Genomic DNA, 16,127 nt, shown 5'->3' with positions numbered 1-16,127 from the left:
AGGGCGTTTACGTCCGTACAGGGAGGCGGCATGACAGAGACGGCGAGCGGTCCGGCACGAGGTTCCCGAGCCAAGGGCACCAAGGCCAGCAAGGGACTGCGTATCGAGCGCATCCACACCACCCCCGGCGTGCACCCGTACGACGAGGTGGCCTGGGAGCGCCGTGACGTCGTCATGACCAACTGGCGCGACGGCTCGGTCAACTTCGAGCAGCGTGGCGTCGAGTTCCCCGACTTCTGGTCGGTGAACGCGGTCAACATCGTCACCAGCAAGTACTTCCGCGGTGCCGTCGGCACTCCGCAGCGCGAGACCAGCCTCAGGCAGCTGATCGACCGCATCGTGAAGACGTACCGGCAGGCCGGCGAGGACAACAAGTACTTCGCCTCGCCCGCCGACGCCGAGATCTTCGAGCACGAGCTGGCCTACGCCCTCCTGCACCAGATCTTCAGCTTCAACAGCCCCGTCTGGTTCAACGTCGGCACCAAGCAGCCCCAGCAGGTCTCCGCCTGCTTCATCCTGTCCGTCGACGACTCCATGGAGTCGATCCTCGACTGGTACAAGGAAGAGGGCATGATCTTCAAGGGCGGCTCCGGCGCCGGCCTGAACCTCTCCCGCATCCGCTCCTCCAAGGAGCTGCTCTCCTCCGGCGGCAACGCCTCCGGGCCCGTCTCCTTCATGCGCGGTGCCGACGCCTCCGCCGGCACCATCAAGTCCGGCGGCGCCACCCGCCGCGCGGCCAAGATGGTCATCCTCGACGTCGATCACCCCGACATCGAGGACTTCATCCAGACCAAGGTCAAGGAGGAGGAGAAGATCCGCGCCCTGCGCGACGCGGGCTTCGACATGGACCTCGGCGGAGACGACATCACCTCCGTCCAGTACCAGAACGCCAACAACTCGGTCCGCGTGAACGACACGTTCATGAAGGCGGTCGACCAGAGCGGGACGTTCGGCCTGCGCGCGCGGATGACCGGCGAGGTCATCGAGCAGGTCGACGCCAAGGACCTGTTCCGCAAGATGGCGGAGGCCGCCTGGGCCTGCGCCGACCCGGGCATCCAGTACGACGACACGATCAACCACTGGCACACCTGCCCGGAGTCCGGCCGCATCAACGGCTCGAACCCCTGCAGCGAGTACATGCACCTGGACAACACGTCCTGCAACCTCGCCTCGCTGAACCTGATGAAGTTCCTCAAGGACGACGGCCAGGGCCACCAGTCCTTCGAGGTCGAGCGCTTCGCCCAGGTCGTCGAGCTGGTCATCACGGCGATGGACATCTCCATCTGCTTCGCGGACTTCCCGACCCAGAAGATCGGCGAGAACACCCGCGCGTACCGCCAGCTCGGCATCGGCTACGCCAACCTCGGCGCGCTGCTGATGGCGACGGGCCACGCCTACGACTCCGACGGCGGCCGTGCCCTCGCCGGTGCCATCACCTCCCTGATGACCGGTACCGCCTACAGGCGCTCGGCGGAGCTCGCCGCGGTCGTCGGCCCGTACGACGGCTACGCCCGCAACTCGCAGCCGCACCTGCGGGTCATGAAGCAGCACGCCGATGCGAACGCCACGGCCGTCCGCATGGACGACCTGGACACGTCGGTCTGGGCCGCCGCCACGGAGGCCTGGCAGGACGTGCTGCGGATCGGCGAGAAGAACGGCTTCCGCAACTCGCAGGCGTCCGTCCTCGCGCCCACCGGCACCATCGGCCTGGCCATGTCCTGCGACACCACGGGCGTCGAGCCCGACCTCGCGCTGGTCAAGTTCAAGAAGCTGGTCGGCGGCGGCTCGATGCAGATCGTCAACGGCACCGTCCCGCAGGCCCTGCGCCGCCTGGGCTACCAGGAGGAGCAGATCGAGGCGGTCGTCGCGCACATCGCCGAGCACGGCAACGTGATCGACGCCCCCGGCCTCAAGCACGAGCACTACGAGGTGTTCGACTGCGCCATGGGCGAGCGTGCCATCTCCCCGATGGGCCACGTCCGCATGATGGCCGCGATCCAGCCGTGGATCTCCGGTGCCATCTCCAAGACGGTCAACATGCCGGAGTCGGCGACCGTCGAGGAGGTCGAGGAGATCTACTTCGAGGCGTGGAAGCTGGGCGTCAAGGCGCTCGCCATCTACCGCGACAACTGCAAGGTCGGCCAGCCGCTCTCCGCGAAGAAGAAGGACGAGAAGGCCGAGGTCACCGCGAAGGCCGAGGACACGATCCGCAGCGCGGTCGAGAAGGTCGTCGAGTACCGCCCGGTCCGCAAGCGCCTGCCCAAGGGCCGGCCCGGCATCACCACCTCCTTCACGGTCGGCGGCGCCGAGGGCTACATGACCGCCAATTCCTACCCTGACGACGGTCTCGGCGAGGTCTTCCTGAAGATGTCCAAGCAGGGCTCCACCCTCGCGGGAATGATGGACGCCTTCTCGATCGCCGTGTCGGTGGGCCTCCAGTACGGCGTGCCGCTGGAGACGTACGTCTCGAAGTTCACCAACATGCGCTTCGAGCCGGCCGGCATGACCGACGACCCGGACGTGCGGATGGCGCAGTCGATCGTCGACTACATCTTCCGCCGCCTGGCGCTGGACTTCCTGCCCTTCGAGACGCGCTCCGCGCTCGGCATCCACTCCGCCGAGGAGCGTCAGCGCCACCTCGAGACCGGCTCCTACGAGCCGGCCGACGACGAGGTCGACGTCGAGGGCCTGGCCCAGTCGGCGCCGCGCCAGACCGACCTGAAGGCGGTGGCCACGCCGAAGGCCGAGGTCGAGTCGGCCAAGCCCGCGCCCCAGCAGGCGCACACCAGCGCCGAGCTGGTGGAGATGCAGCTCGGCATCCAGGCCGACGCCCCGCTGTGCTTCTCCTGCGGCACGAAGATGCAGCGGGCCGGCTCCTGCTACATCTGCGAGGGCTGCGGCTCGACCAGCGGTTGCAGCTGATCCGGCGGTGACGCCGTGAAGTAAGGGGCGCGACCATAGGCCGCGCCCCTTACGCGTTTCGGCTATGACAGGCGCGGGCGGCCCATGCTGTGGGTGAACGTCTCCGGGTCGTCCTCGAAGCCCTGGACGCCGGGGCGGAACTCCCAGGTGCCCGCCTCGTCCCGGGTGAACTCCGCGAGCGTGGCCGCCGTCGCCCCGAGGACGCCGCCGAAGTCGTCCTCGGCGAGGACGGTGTATCCCTCGCGGACGCGCATTCCCGGAGCGAGGACGCCGGCGAAGGTGCGGTGCGCCGGACGCTGCTGGATGACGACGCCGACCACCACGCGCGCGTACCCGTCGCCGAGCCGGTCCAGTTCCAGCGTCATGACCTCGTCCCAGCCGAAGCCCTGGCCGTCCCTGCTGTCCCGGTTGAGATAGATGGTGCCGTCGGGAGAGCGGCTGTCGAAATACACCACATAGGCTGGTTCGCCATGCGGGTCGCCCGTCCGGTAGGTCGCGGCGACCAGATCCAGATCAGTGGGCGGCTGCCCCGCGGGACTGGGATCCCACTTGACCGCGACCTCGACCTTGCCGATCCCCTTGCTGAGTCCGCTCATCTGACTCCCCCTTGACCGACATCGTGCGCCCCTCTGCCTCAACTTCCCTTCCACGGGCGCTTGTTGTCCATCGTGCCACGCGCGCGGGGGCGCTTGCGCGGGCGCTGTCCCCACGAGAGTGACCGAGGCCACGTCCCAGGGCCTTACGATGGCGCGGTGCTGGTCAAGTGGATTCGCTGCACCGTGGTGGACCGCCGGGGCTTCGAGCGGGGGCAGCGGAAGTGGGCGGGGCTTCTGGGGGAGCCGGGGTTTCGGGGACAGGGGGGCGGGTGGAGCCGAGGACGGCCGGGTGTCGCACACATCGTCGCCTTCTGGGAGAGCCGTGCCTTCTACGACTCCTTCATGGCCCGCTCCCACGACCGGCTCGCGGCCGCGCAGGCCGGCACTTTCAAGGACGCCCAGGTCCGGCTGTTCGACTACCGGTTCGACGTGAAGACCGGCTTCGAACCCCGCTTCTCGGACGCCGACCTGCTGCGGGTCGCCCTCTGCCGGGTCCACGAGGAGCGCGCCGAGCACTTCACGCTGATGCAGGAGAAGGTCTGGAACCCCGCGATGGCCGGCTCGCCCGGCATGGTGCGCGGCCTGTTCGGTGAGGCCCCCGGCAACGAATTCCTCGTGCTGTCCATGTGGCAGTCCTCCGCCGAGCACGGCAAGTACCGCGCCGAGCGCGTGGAGCGCCTCGCGCTGCGCGCCCAGACGGAGGCCGACGTGGCGTCGCTGACGGGTGACATCGTGGAACTCGAGGGCACCTGGACGGTGTGACGGCGAACGGTCACCCACGCGCGCGTGTGTGTGGCGCGTGCCGCACGATGTGTGTGATGTGCGCCGTACGAGGGCCGCCGGAGTCCTCGAACGGCGTCGGCCCGATCTACTGTTCTGGCATGGCACGACCACGGCGCATCATCCTTGTCCGGCACGGCGAGTCAACGGGCAACGTCGATGACTCCGTGTACGAGCGCGAACCCGACCACGCGCTGGCACTCACCGAGCGGGGCCGGCGGCAGGCCGAGGAGACCGGCAAGGAACTGCGGGAACTGCTCGGAGGTGAACGCGTGAGCGTCTACGTCTCGCCCTACCGGCGCACCCACGAGACCCTACGCGCCTTCCACCTGGACCCCGACCTCATCCGCGTGCGTGAAGAGCCGCGGCTGCGCGAGCAGGACTGGGGGAACTGGCAGGACTGCGACGACGTGCGCCTCCAGAAGACCTACCGGGACGCCTACGGGCACTTCTTCTACCGCTTCGCCCAGGGCGAGTCCGGAGCCGACGTATACGACCGGGTCGGCGGCTTCCTGGAGAGCCTCTTCCGCAGCTTCGAGGACCCCGACCACCCGCCCAACGTGCTCCTGGTGACCCACGGCCTGGCCATGCGGCTCTTCTGCATGCGCTGGTTCCACTGGACCGTCGCGGAGTTCGAGTGCCTCTCGAACCCGGGGAACGCCGAGATGAGGATGCTCGTTCTCGGGGACGACGGCCGCTACACGCTCGATCGTCAGTTTGAGCGGTGGCGCGAGCCGGAATCGTACGGGATCACTGGATGGAGCGGCTGAGCGATGACCCCTGACTCCTCTCCGGGCGTGCGCCTGGAACGTGCGCTGGCCAGTGCGCGCGGGCTCGCGGTGGGGGACGCGCTGGGCTCGCAGTTCTTCGCCCCGGTGAACTACCCGCTGCTCAAGCGCCGCGAACTGCCGCCCGGCCCGTGGCGGTGGACGGACGACACCGAGATGGCCTGCTCCGTCGTCACCGTCCTGGCCGCCCACCACCGCGTCGACCAGGACGCCCTGGCGCGGTCCTTCGCCCGGCGCCACGCACCGGAACGCGGGTACGGCGCGGGCACGGCCGGGCTGCTGCGGCGGATCAGCGAGGGCGGCGACTGGCGGACCCTGGCGCCCGCCCTGTTCAAGGGGCACGGGTCGTGGGGGAGCGGTGCCGCCATGCGCACCGCGCCCCTGGGCGCCTGGTACGCGGACGACCCGGAGCAGGCCACCCACCAGGCCGAGATCTCCGCCTACCCCACCCACCAGCACCGTGAGGCCGTCGTGGGCGCCATGGCCGTGGCCGCGGCCGCCGCACTGGCCGCCGCACCCGGCGGACCGCCGAGCGCGGAGGGGCTGCTCGGTGGCGTCATCGACCTCGTACCGGCCAGGAGCGCCGTCGGCGCCGGTCTGCGGCGCGCCCGCGACATGCTCGACTACGGCGACGTGGCCACCGTCGCCGCGGTCCTCGGCTCAGGACGGCGCACGACGGCGCACGACACGGTGCCCTTCTCGCTCTGGTCGGCCGCCCGCTGTCTGGCCGACTTCGAGGACGCGTTCTGGACGACCGCCCGGGCCGGCGGTGACGTGGACACCACCTGCGCCATCGTGGGCGGCGTGCTCGCCTCGGGGAAGGCCGGGGCCCCGCCCGCCGAGTGGGTGCGGCGCACTGAGGCACTGCCCGACTGGGTCCCGTCGTCCGTGTGACCCGCACTTCGCGCGACGATTCGCGAATGCGACCCGGTATGGACGGAGCACTTCCAGATGTGACCGCCGAAGGGGCGGTCGGGTCGTGACTCAAGCTCCTTCCGGGCGTCATCTCCCTTGGAATGCAGCCGGGGGAGCGAGATCCAACGGGGCGGACAGCGACGTGTGGGGCATCGTCCGGGGCGCGATGGCGCGCCGCCCCGGAGTGTGCGTGAGCGAACGAACGGGCTGCGAATCCGGCCCCCTATCGTCCCCGTGCGGGACGGGGTGGTGCTCAAGGGAGGGCAGGGTGTCGCAGCGGGATCCGCGCAGCGTACGCTAAGGGCGCCATGCCGTACGAACCACCCACTCACACCGTCGAACGCTCCCTCAGGGCGACGACCGGAGCGAAGGTCATTGCCGGTGTCGACGAGGTGGGGCGCGGTGCTTGGGCCGGTCCCGTCACCGTCTGCGCGGCTGTCACCGGACTGCGCCGTCCACCCGTGGGACTCACCGACTCCAAGCTGCTGACCGTGAAGCGACGTACCGCACTCGCCACGGAACTGCGGACGTGGGTGACCGCGTACGCCCTCGGGCACGCCTCTCCGGAGGAGATCGACAGTCTGGGGATGACGGCGGCACTGCGGCTCGCGGCGGTGCGCGCCCTGGAGGGTCTGCCCGTCCCTCCGGACGCGGTCATCCTCGACGGTAAGCACGATTACCTGGGCACCCCCTGGAGGGTCCGTACGGTCATCAAGGGCGACCAGTCGTGCGTGGCCGTCGCGGCGGCTTCGGTGATCGCCAAGGTTCACCGCGACAAAATGATGGCCGAACTGGGTATCGAGCATGCAGACTTCGGGTTTGCGGCCAATGCCGGATATCCGTCGCCCGTGCACAAGGCCGCGCTGGAGGAGCGGGGACCCACCCCGTACCACCGGCTGTCGTGGGCGTATCTTGATGCGCTGCCCAGGTGGCGGCACCTCAAGAAGGTCCGCGTCTGGGCAGGCGGAGGCGTTCCGGAGGTCGCAGGCCAGCTCGGCTTCGACTTCTGATCCTTCCGCTCGGCCTGAAGTGCCACCCGCCCACGCGGGCCGCACCAATGTTTGATAAATATCAGCCCATGCCTCTCATTCCCGAGGAGCCTCAGATTCACGAGAGTGCCCAGGGTCCCCGCGTCACGCCGTCCGCCGGCCGCACCGCGCCGACCCCCCGCCCTGTTCCCGGCCCCCGTCCCGCGGCTCCGCCGCGCCCCGGTCGTCCCGGTGCCGCACGGCCCGCGCCGCCGGCGCAGCGCGCGTCGCGGGAGTCGGCCCCGGCCAAGCCCGGACCGTCGCGGCCGACCGCCCCCGCCGCCTCGGCGGCCCCGCAGATCCAACTGGTTCCGGCTTCCGCCGACGGCGCGCTCGACGCCGCCGAGGAAGCGCTCGACCTGCTCCTGGAGGCAGGCCGTGCCCCCGGTGACGTACTGGTGATCACCACCGGTGAGTCGCATCCGTGGGCCGCGCACGAACTGTCCTTCGGTGAGGCGTCCTACTGGGCGCAGCACGACGCGCGCGACGACGTGTTCTACGCGGACGCCGCCGTGGTCTCGCGTGCCGCGTCCCGCCCGGTCGTCGTGGTCGCGATCAACGGAGGCCCCGAGACCGCCGGCGCCACGGCCCTGTCCCTGGCGCACGCCAAGGCCGGTGCGCTGCTGGTCGTCTGCGGCGACCCGCAGCAGATCAACTCGGTGCTGGGCGCGGCTGTCTGAGCCGCGTCCGGCCCGTCCGGCGGTCCTGACCTGAGCCCGTACGGCCTCGAGTCCATTCGGCCTTGAGTCCGTCCGGCGGTCCAGGGTGCGTCCGGGCCGAGGGGCACCGACGTCGTGCCCGCCGCCGTTCGGCCGGCGGCGGGGCCTTCGTCGTGCGCACACCGGTTGGCCGTCCGGAACGAACGGGCGACGGGGGCGTGCCGTTCGTCAGCGGGCCGCCGCGCGGCGCAGCACCTCGGAGGCCGCGCCGCCGGTGCGGGGCAGCGGGGGCGGAGCCTCGGCGGTGCCGAAGGGCTCGGGTGCCGAGTACGCGTGCGGCCGCCGGCCTCCGCGGCCCTCGCCGAGGACCTGCCAGCCGTCCCGGGTCAGCGTGATGTACGCCCCGCAGCGCAGCCCGTGCAGCGTGCAGGCGTCACGCAGTCCCCACATCCACGCACCGTCCTCCTCGGTCCAACGCGCGTCCCCGTCACGGCAGTAGAGCAGTACGGCGGTGCGCACCGGGGTGCGGCGCCGCAGGTCGTGCGGGATGACCTGGCGCAGCTGGGCCAGCAGCGCGTTGCGGAACATCCAGCCGTCGGCGGGCGCCTGCCGACGGACGAAGGAAGCACTCGCCCGCACCCGCTCGTCCAGGTCGAGGACCGCGACCACGGCGGTGGCCGGTCTGGGCCGGTGCCGGGCGTGCAGCCCGCTGACGACCTCCCGCGGGTTGCGCAGCAGAGGGATGCCCGCGGCCGCCCACTCCGCGGGTTCGAGCACCCGGTGGACGGAGGTGGCGGACGTTGACAACGATGCCGCCGAGGACGGAGCGAATCCGAAGGTCACGTTCCTCCCTTCGGCTACGCGCCCACACTGCGGGCGGGATCGGATTCGGGGGAGCGCACACCGCAGGAGAGCCCTACCGGCCAACGGCTGAGCCGTGCGGGGAGCGGACTTCAATTCTTCCTCTCGAACTGGGATGCGGCAACGAGCAATTGAGGGCACCGGCCGTTATCGGGTGACCCACGGCTTATATCCCTACCCGGCGCTCGCGCCGCGACTCCTGGGACCGTCCGCGTCGTTCATGCGGGCCGCAGACATGTCCCGTCAGCCCTGCACCGCCAGGACCAGTGGCATCACCGCCTGTGCGCCGGCCCTTCTGAGCAGGCGGGCGGCGACCGCGAGGGTCCAGCCGGTCTCGGTGAAGTCGTCCACGAGCAGTACCGGGCCGGGGTTGGCGGCAAGGGCGGAGACCAGTGCCGGGGGTGCGGTCAGTGCCCCGTCCAACGCCTTCAGCCGCTGGGCGCTGTTGCTCCGCGGCACCCGCCGCGCGTCCGGCGTGTACTCCACGCCGCCCAGCAGCGGAAGGCGGCCGACCTCCGCGATGTGCGCGCCCAGGGAGTGGATCAGCCGGGGCCGGGTGCGGGAGGGCATGGTGACGACGCCGACCGGGCGCGGCCGCGCGTCCACCGCGTTCGGGGCCCAGCCGCCGGGGCCCTTCGCCCAGTCGGCCAGCACGCCCACCACGGCACGCGCCACATCCTCCGGCAGGGGAGCGTCGGAGGCATGGGCCGCGAACATCGGCCGCAGCCGGTTGCCCCAGCCGATGTCGGAGAGCCGCCCCAACGCCCTTCCCTCGGCGGCCTGTTCACCGGCCGGGATCCGTCCCTTGAGATCGACGCCGACCGCCGGTAGACCCGTCGGCCACATACGGCGGGGCTGCACCTCCACACCGGCCCGGCCGAGGTCCACGCGCGCGGCGTCCAGGGCCGCGGTGGTGGTGTCCGCGGTGAAACGGGCCCCCGCGCAGTTGTCGCAGCGGCCGCAGGGCCTGGCGCTGTCGTCGTCGAGCCGGCGCTGCAGGAACTCCATGCGGCAGTCCGTCGCCGCCGCGTACTCGCGCATCGCCTGCTGCTCGGCCTCCCGCTGCCGTGCGACCCACTCGTAGCGCTGCGCGTCGTACGTCCACGGCCGGCCGGTCGCGATCCAGCCGCCCTTGACCCGCTTGACCGCTCCGTCCACGTCGAGCACCTTGAGCATGGCCTCCAGCCGGGAGCGGCGCAGCTCGACCAGGGGTTCCAGGGCGGGCAGCGACAGCGGCCCCTGCGCGTCGGCGAGCACGTCGAGGGTGCGGCGCACCAGATCCTCGGAGGGGAAGGCGAGCGAGGCGAAGTACTCCCAGATCGCCTCGTCCTCCTTCCCGGGGAGCAGAAGCACCTCGGCGTGCTTCACGCCGCGGCCGGCGCGGCCCACCTGCTGGTAGTAGGCGATGGGGGAGGACGGCGACCCCAGGTGCACGACGAAGCCGAGGTCGGGCTTGTCGAAGCCCATGCCGAGCGCCGAGGTGGCGACCAGGGCCTTGACCTTGTTCGCGAGCAGGTCCTCCTCGGCCTGCTGCCGGTCGGCGTTCTCCGTCTTGCCCGTGTAGGACGCGACCGTGTGGCCGCGCTGCCGCAGGAACGCCGTGACCTCCTCGGCGGCTGCCACCGTGAGCGTGTAGACGATTCCGGAACCCGGCAGGTCGCCCAGGTGGTCGGCGAGCCAGGCCATCCGGTGGGCGGCGTCCGGCAGCCGCAGCACGCCCAGGCTGAGGCTCTCCCGGTCCAGCGGGCCACGCAGCACCAGGGTGTCGAAGGCGTCGCCGGTCCCCAGCTGTTCCGCGACGTCCGCGGTCACGCGCGCGTTGGCGGTGGCGGTGGTGGCGAGGACGGGGACGCCGGGCGGGAGCTCGGTGAGCATGGTGCGCAGCCGCCGGTAGTCCGGGCGGAAGTCGTGGCCCCAGTCGGAGATGCAGTGCGCCTCGTCGACCACGAGGAGCCCCGTCGCGGCGGCGAGCTTCGGCAGGACCTGGTCGCGGAAGTCCGGGTTGTTGAGCCGTTCGGGGCTGACCAGCAGGACGTCGACGGCCCCTTCGGCGATCTCGTCCTGAACGGTGTCCCACTCCTCGGTGTTCGCCGAGTTGATCGTTCTGGCGTGGATGCCGGCGCGGGCCGCGGCGTCGACCTGGTTGCGCATGAGGGCGAGCAGCGGGGAGACGATCACGGTGGGGCCGCTGCCGCGCGCCCGGAGCAGGGAGGTGGCCACGAAGTAGACCGCGGACTTGCCCCAGCCGGTGCGCTGCACCACCAGGGCCCGGCGCCGGTCGGCGACGAGGGCCTCGATCGCCTTCCACTGGTCCTCGCGCAGTCGGGCCGTGCCCGTGCCGTCGCCGACCAGGCGGGCGAGGACCGCGTCGGCCGCCTTCCGGAGGTCGGCGTTGCTCGTGTGCTCCATGGGTTCCATACAACAGGACGGCACTGACAACCGGGAAAGCGCGCAGCCGGGCCAGGCGCGCCGAAGCCGGTACGCGGGCTGCGGCTGACGTGTCCTCGTCCAGAGTTGTCCACAGGCCCAAGCGGACTTTTGCATTCCGCGAGATCGTCGGCACATGACGAATCACAGCGAAACGACCGGACCCTTCGAAAACGGGGACATCGCGTACGACGGATCCGCCGCCGTGCACCAGGTCACTCTCCGCACCCCCGCCGAGCTCGCGGACGCCCTGCCCTATCTGCTCGGCTACCGCCCCGAGGACAGCATCGTCCTGGTCGCGCTGAACGACCGGGGCGGGCGCGGCCGGTTCGGCGGCCGCGCCCGGCTCGGCATTCCCGCCAGCAGCGACGACTGGCCCTTCGCCGCCCGCCAGCTGGCCCACGGCCTGATCACGGGCAGCGAGCGCAGAGGCGCCAAGCCCGGGCAGATGGTCGCCTTCCTCTGCCAGGAGCCGGCAGCGGGCGAGTCGGGCCGGGACGTCGTACGGCGGCTGGAGCCGCTGGCCCAGAAGCTGCGTACGGAGTGCGGCCTGCTCGACGTCCCCGTGATCGAGGCACTGTGCATCTCCGGCGGGCGCTTCTGGTCGTACTGCTGCCCGACCGACGGATGCTGCCCCGACGACGGACTGCCCATGGGACTGCCCGGAACCTCCGTACTGGCCGCCGCGGCGGCGTACGCGGGCGTCCAGGTCAGGGGCAGCCTGAGGGAACTGCGGGCCAGGCTGCTTCCCTGGGAGACCGCCGCGGCCCTGGAACAGGAGATCGCCCTCGACACCGCGGGCCTGTCCCTGGTGCCCAGGATTCTCGACGAGGCGGAGCGTGTCTCGGTGGCGGAGGAGACCCTGGGGCTCGCCGAGCGCGTCATGACCCGGTTCGCCGAGGCGCCCTTCGTATCCGGTGCCGCCCGCGCGGACCTCCACGACGACCAGCTGCTCGATCACGAGGAAGCGGCGTCGCTGATCCTGGGCCTCCAGGACCGCACGACACGGGACCGCGCGGCGGAGTGGATGGAGGGCGACGAGGCCGGCCCGGCGCTGCGGCTGTGGCGGGCGCTCGCCCGGCGCTGTGTCGGTCCGTACGGAGAGCACGCCGCGGCTCCCCTGACCCTCGCCGGCTGGGTGGCCTGGTCGGCCGGGGACCAGTTGGAGGCCCGCGAGGCGCTGGCCATGGCACTCGGCGCGGACCCCGACTACCTCTTCGCCCGCCTGCTGCACCAGGCCTGCAACGATGGCCTGGACCCCGAGTCGGTCCGGCGCTGCCTGCGGGCGGAGCGCCGGGGACGGACGAGGCCGACAGCGGCGGACGTCGGCGCCGTCGCCGAAGTGGCCGGGGCGGCATCGGTCGGGACCGAGGCCGCCCAGGGCGAACCGGCCGGCAGGGGCGACGCGATCACTGCGATCACCGCGCCCCCCGGGGACGCCGGGGACGTCGAGGACATCGCGACCCCCGGGGACGTGGCCACCGCGGTCACCGCGGATGCCGGAGATGCCGTGGTGCCGCACGGGGCGAGCGGCACCGGGGGCAGCGCTGCCTCGGGGGCGCCTGCCCCCGCGTCCCGCCGTGGTCGTCGGACACGCGTGGAGGGGCCCGTCCCGGCAGGATCGCGCCCCGCGACCTCGCGGACGGACGGACCGTGCCCGGGTCCCGCCAGGGCGTCGGGTCGTCCGGGTACGCGCACTTCAGGACGGGGCGGTTCGCGTCGCCGGGGCGCCGGCAGGCCGGGTGCCGACCGGGGGAGCGGGGCCTCCGAGAAGCGCCCGTGAGGGAGCGCGCACAGGGCCGCGAAGAGGGGGGAGGACCGATGCGGATCAGCCATCGACGGGACCGGCGAAGGGAGTGTTTATCGTCAGGCAGACGACTATGATCGCGACATGCCCTACGACCCGTCAGCCTTTCCGCCTTTCGCCGTCACCGTGGACCTGGTCGTGCTGACCGTGCGCCGCCATTCCCTGTGCGCGCTGGCGGTACGCAGGGGTGAGCCGCCGTTCCAGGGCCGGTGGGCGCTCCCCGGAGGGTTCGTGCGGGAGGACGAGGACCTGGCGCAGGCGGCGGCGCGGGAACTGGCCGAGGAGACCGGGCTGCGCGCACACGACCCGTTCGCCCCGGTCCAGGACAATGGCGCGCACCTGGAGCAGCTCGCGACCTACGGCGACCCGAAGCGTGACCCGAGGATGAGGGTCGTCAGCGTCGCCCATCTCGCCCTGGCTCCGGATCTGCCGGCGCCCCGGGCGGGTGGCGATGCCGACCACGCCCGTTGGGCGCCCGTGGAGGAGCTGCTGCGCCAGGGCGGCTACGGCCGTGACGGAGAGCCGGTGGCGCCGCTGGCCTTCGATCACTCCCAGATCCTCGCGGACGGAGTGGAGCGGGCCCGCTCGAAGATCGAGTACTCGTCGCTGGCGACCGCGTTCTGCCCGCCGGAGTTCACCGTCGGAGAACTGCGCCGTGTCTACGAGGGCGTGTGGGGCGTTGCCCTGGATCCGCGCAACTTCCACCGCAAGGTGACGGGCACCCCGGGCTTCCTCGTGCCGACCGGAGGGACGACCACCCGCCAGGGCGGCCGGCCGGCCCAGCTCTTCCGGGCCGGGGGAGCCACGCTGCTCAACCCGCCGATGCTGCGCCCGGAGGTCTGAGCCTCGTCCGCCCGTCGCCGTCGTTGCGGTTGCCGAAAGCGAGGCGTGATACCCGGAAAAAGCGGACATGACGCGCTATCTTGCTGCGGGTGATCCAGGCCTTCGGACTGACCAGCGACTCCCGTAAGGACCTTCCGTCCTCCGTAGACGACGTCTCCTTCGAAGCGCACGCGGGTCGTGTCACCGCGCTCCTCGGAACGGCGGGCTCGGGGAAGACGACGACGCTCAGACTCATGCTTGAGCTCCAACAGGGCTGCGGCATCACCTACTTCAAGGGACGGCCCCTGCACCGCATCGCTCATCCCTCGCGCGAGGTCGGCGTTCTTCTGGGCGACGTTCCCGGACACCCCGCGCGCACGGTCCGCGGCCATCTGCGCATGCTGTGCGCCGCGGCGGGCCTTCCGGTACGGCGCGCCGACGAAGTCCTCGAGGCCGTCGGGCTCGTCAGCTTCCGGGACGAGCGACTCGGCACCCTGTCCCGGGGGATGGACCGCCGGCTGGGGCTGGCCTGCGTCCTGCTCGCCGGCCCGCACACGCTGGTGCTCGACGCCCCCGCCGGCGGACTGTCCGAGCGAGAAGGCCGTTGGCTGCACGGCGTGCTCCGGGCCCATGCGAACCAGGGCGGTACGGTCCTGTTCACCACGGCGGACTCCAAGGAGGCGGCCCGCACCGCAGACCGCGTCGTGACGCTCGAACGCGGCAGGCTCGTCGCCGATCAGGAGGTCGCGGACTTCGCCCGCCACCGGCTGCGCCCCCGCGTCATCGTGCGAAGCCCGCACGCTGCCCGGCTCGGGGCCCTCCTGGCCAAGGAGGCCCGTACCGCCCGCCGCTCCGTCGAAGTCGTACGCGAGACCGGCAACCGGCTGTCCGTCTACGGCAGTACGTGTGCCGATGTCGGTGAGGCCGCATTTCGCCACGGGATCCTCATCCACCAACTCGCCCACGAGGTAGGTGACATGGGAGCTGGTGCCGGTTCAACGGCTGCTGGGAAGAGGCAGCCCCCGCCCGCGGCCGCCGCTCCCGCCCCCTCGCCCGCGGACGGCAGTTCCGCCGACCCGCACCCGGGGGAGCCGTCCGTCACCAGGCGCCCGAATAACGCGTCCGGCACGGAACAAGGCCTCGGCTCTCCCTTGGAACTGCGGGCGATGGTGGCCTCTCCCGCAGTTCACAAGGGAAGCCTGCTCCCGGTGGTCGGCTCCGGTGAAGGGACGCCCGCCACCCGTACCGCCGACGGCGCGGATCTCACGACCGGTCCCGAAGCCTCCAGCTCCACCGCTGGTCTCGAAGCCCGTGGCTCGACCGCCGCGCCTGAGATTCATGACTCGACCACAGTCCCCGAAGTCCGTGACTCGACCGCCACCCCCGAAGCCAGCGACTCGACCACCGGTCCCGAGCCCAAGGCCGCCCCCGCCACCACCACAGACATTGCCACCTCCACCGACGTTGCCTCCACCGCCCCCTGTGCCGCCGGCACTTTCTCGCTCCCCGAAGAACCGTCCGCGGGTGCTGAATCCCTCGGCGAAGCCGCCGCGACCACCATGCGCCCCGACCACCCCGCACGCCCCCACCCATCCATCCCGACCCCCCGTCCCGCCGAGACCGTCGGCGTCGACGGTCCCTCCTCCCTGCCGCCCCCCATCTCCGTCCGGCCCGGTGCCAGCCCCCTGCGCCCCCTGCGTTACGAGGTGCGCCGGGCCGCCGGTGTCGGCACCGGCTTCTTCGTGAGTGCCGTCGTCCTCGTCTGTTCCGTGCTCACGGCTCTGGTCATGGGGCGGATGGGGCATGCTCCGCAGCCTCGGCTGCTGGCGGCGTGGCCGCGGCAACTGCCTCTGCCGTCGGCGGCGCTCGGCGCCGGGCTGCTCGGGGCGCTCGCCTTCGGGGACGAGTTCCGCCACCCCGCGCTCGCGGCGGACCGGGGCACCGTCCCCCGCAGGCTGGGGCTGCTCGCCGCGAAGCTGGCCGTGGCCATGGCGACCGCGCTGGTGCTCGCCTTCCTCACGGTCGGCTGCGACGCCGAGGTGCTCTATGCCGTGTACGGGCAGGAGCTCACGCAGGTCCCGGGCGACTGGTTCTCGCTGAGCGTGAGTTGGCTGTGCCTCGTGGTGGGCTGCGCCTGGGCCGGGGTGCTGGCCGCGGGGGTGTTCCGGTCCACCACGGCGGGGCTCGCGGCCGTGCTGTCCGTACCGGTGCTCGTCGTGCCCCTGGTGGAGAAGGTGATGGGAGGCAAGGCGTGGGACGCCGCCGGCCTTCCCGCCCGCCTCCGTCAGGTCCACCTGCTGCAGTGGCCCTTCGGCGGTGACCGTTACGTGTCCGCCGCGGCGCGGCTGGTCGCCCAACCCCTGGGCGGGGCATTGGCGTTGACGCTCGCCGCGCTGCTGTGCGCGTACCTGCTGACCGCGCTGCGGAGCCGGACCCGATGACAGGGGTTCGCTCCCTTTCGGTCGGGCTCCGTAAGCAACTTCCCAGGGAGAGCCCATTTCCTTCCGATAAGGCGTCAATTG

Annotated in this window: 12 protein-coding genes; 9 read left to right on the top strand and 3 right to left on the bottom strand. The window is 71.7% G+C overall.

Features of this window, described 5'->3' with window-relative positions:
• Positions 1-30: 30 nt before the first annotated feature.
• Entirely contained in the window at positions 31-2,922 is a 2,892-nt protein-coding gene (locus ACIP4X_RS30685) for a vitamin B12-dependent ribonucleotide reductase (RefSeq protein ID WP_401351468.1), read from the top strand.
• A 62-nt stretch (positions 2,923-2,984) separates the two neighbouring features.
• Here the strand turns inward: ACIP4X_RS30685 and ACIP4X_RS30680 are convergent, their stop codons facing one another.
• A complete protein-coding gene (locus ACIP4X_RS30680) occupies positions 2,985-3,518 on the bottom strand; it encodes a TerD family protein (protein WP_401351466.1) in 534 nt (177 codons plus the stop codon).
• A gap of 156 nt (positions 3,519-3,674) precedes the next feature.
• On the opposite strand from ACIP4X_RS30680, the gene ACIP4X_RS30675 reads away from it, so the two are divergent.
• The 5 genes from ACIP4X_RS30675 to ACIP4X_RS30655 all read left to right on the top strand — a co-directional run bounded on the left by ACIP4X_RS30675 (position 3,675) and on the right by ACIP4X_RS30655 (position 7,709).
• On the top strand, positions 3,675-4,280 hold the full coding sequence (locus ACIP4X_RS30675) for a YdbC family protein (RefSeq protein ID WP_358735185.1): 606 nt from the start codon (positions 3,675-3,677) through the stop codon (positions 4,278-4,280).
• 119 nt (positions 4,281-4,399) lie between these two features.
• The gene (locus tag ACIP4X_RS30670; RefSeq protein WP_358735183.1) at positions 4,400-5,068 is read left to right on the top strand and encodes a histidine phosphatase family protein; all 669 of its coding nucleotides are present in this window, start codon (positions 4,400-4,402) and stop codon (positions 5,066-5,068) included.
• Positions 5,069-5,071: 3 nt separating this feature from the next.
• Positions 5,072-5,980: an ADP-ribosylglycohydrolase family protein gene (locus ACIP4X_RS30665; RefSeq protein WP_358735181.1), complete on the top strand. Its 909-nt coding sequence runs from the start codon at positions 5,072-5,074 to the stop codon at positions 5,978-5,980.
• Between the two features lie 329 nt (positions 5,981-6,309).
• Positions 6,310-7,011 carry a ribonuclease HII gene (locus ACIP4X_RS30660; RefSeq protein ID WP_391457365.1) on the top strand — a complete coding sequence of 234 codons (702 nt, stop codon included), beginning with the start codon at positions 6,310-6,312 and terminating at the stop codon, positions 7,009-7,011.
• A gap of 68 nt (positions 7,012-7,079) precedes the next feature.
• Positions 7,080-7,709 (top strand): hypothetical protein, encoded by a 630-nt coding sequence (locus ACIP4X_RS30655; RefSeq protein ID WP_391457363.1) that lies wholly within the window; start codon positions 7,080-7,082, stop codon positions 7,707-7,709.
• 207 nt (positions 7,710-7,916) lie between these two features.
• Here the strand turns inward: ACIP4X_RS30655 and ACIP4X_RS30650 are convergent, their stop codons facing one another.
• Positions 7,917-8,531, bottom strand: coding sequence for a hypothetical protein (locus ACIP4X_RS30650; protein ID WP_358735176.1), 615 nt, complete (start codon positions 8,529-8,531; stop codon positions 7,917-7,919).
• A 261-nt stretch (positions 8,532-8,792) separates the two neighbouring features.
• Positions 8,793-10,958, bottom strand: a complete 2,166-nt coding sequence (locus ACIP4X_RS30645; RefSeq protein ID WP_401351464.1) for a RecQ family ATP-dependent DNA helicase — start codon at positions 10,956-10,958, stop codon at positions 8,793-8,795.
• Positions 10,959-11,112: 154 nt separating this feature from the next.
• Here ACIP4X_RS30645 and ACIP4X_RS30640 point away from each other — a divergent pair, with 154 nt between their 5' ends.
• The 3 genes from ACIP4X_RS30640 (at position 11,113) to ACIP4X_RS30630 (ending at position 16,046) form a co-directional block, all read left to right on the top strand.
• A complete protein-coding gene (locus ACIP4X_RS30640; RefSeq protein ID WP_358735173.1) occupies positions 11,113-12,759 on the top strand; it encodes a DUF4192 domain-containing protein in 1,647 nt (548 codons plus the stop codon).
• A gap of 108 nt (positions 12,760-12,867) precedes the next feature.
• Positions 12,868-13,626 (top strand): NUDIX hydrolase, encoded by a 759-nt coding sequence (locus ACIP4X_RS30635; protein WP_358735171.1) that lies wholly within the window; start codon positions 12,868-12,870, stop codon positions 13,624-13,626.
• A gap of 89 nt (positions 13,627-13,715) precedes the next feature.
• Entirely contained in the window at positions 13,716-16,046 is a 2,331-nt protein-coding gene (locus ACIP4X_RS30630) for an ATP-binding cassette domain-containing protein (RefSeq protein ID WP_401351461.1), read from the top strand.
• Positions 16,047-16,127 lie beyond the last annotated feature (81 nt).

The organism is Streptomyces sp. NPDC088817 (assembly GCF_044750345.1).
Lineage (GTDB): Bacteria > Actinomycetota > Actinomycetes > Streptomycetales > Streptomycetaceae > Streptomyces.
The sequence above is the reverse complement of the archived record's forward strand: the minus strand, read 5'-3'. Positions and strand labels throughout refer to the sequence as shown.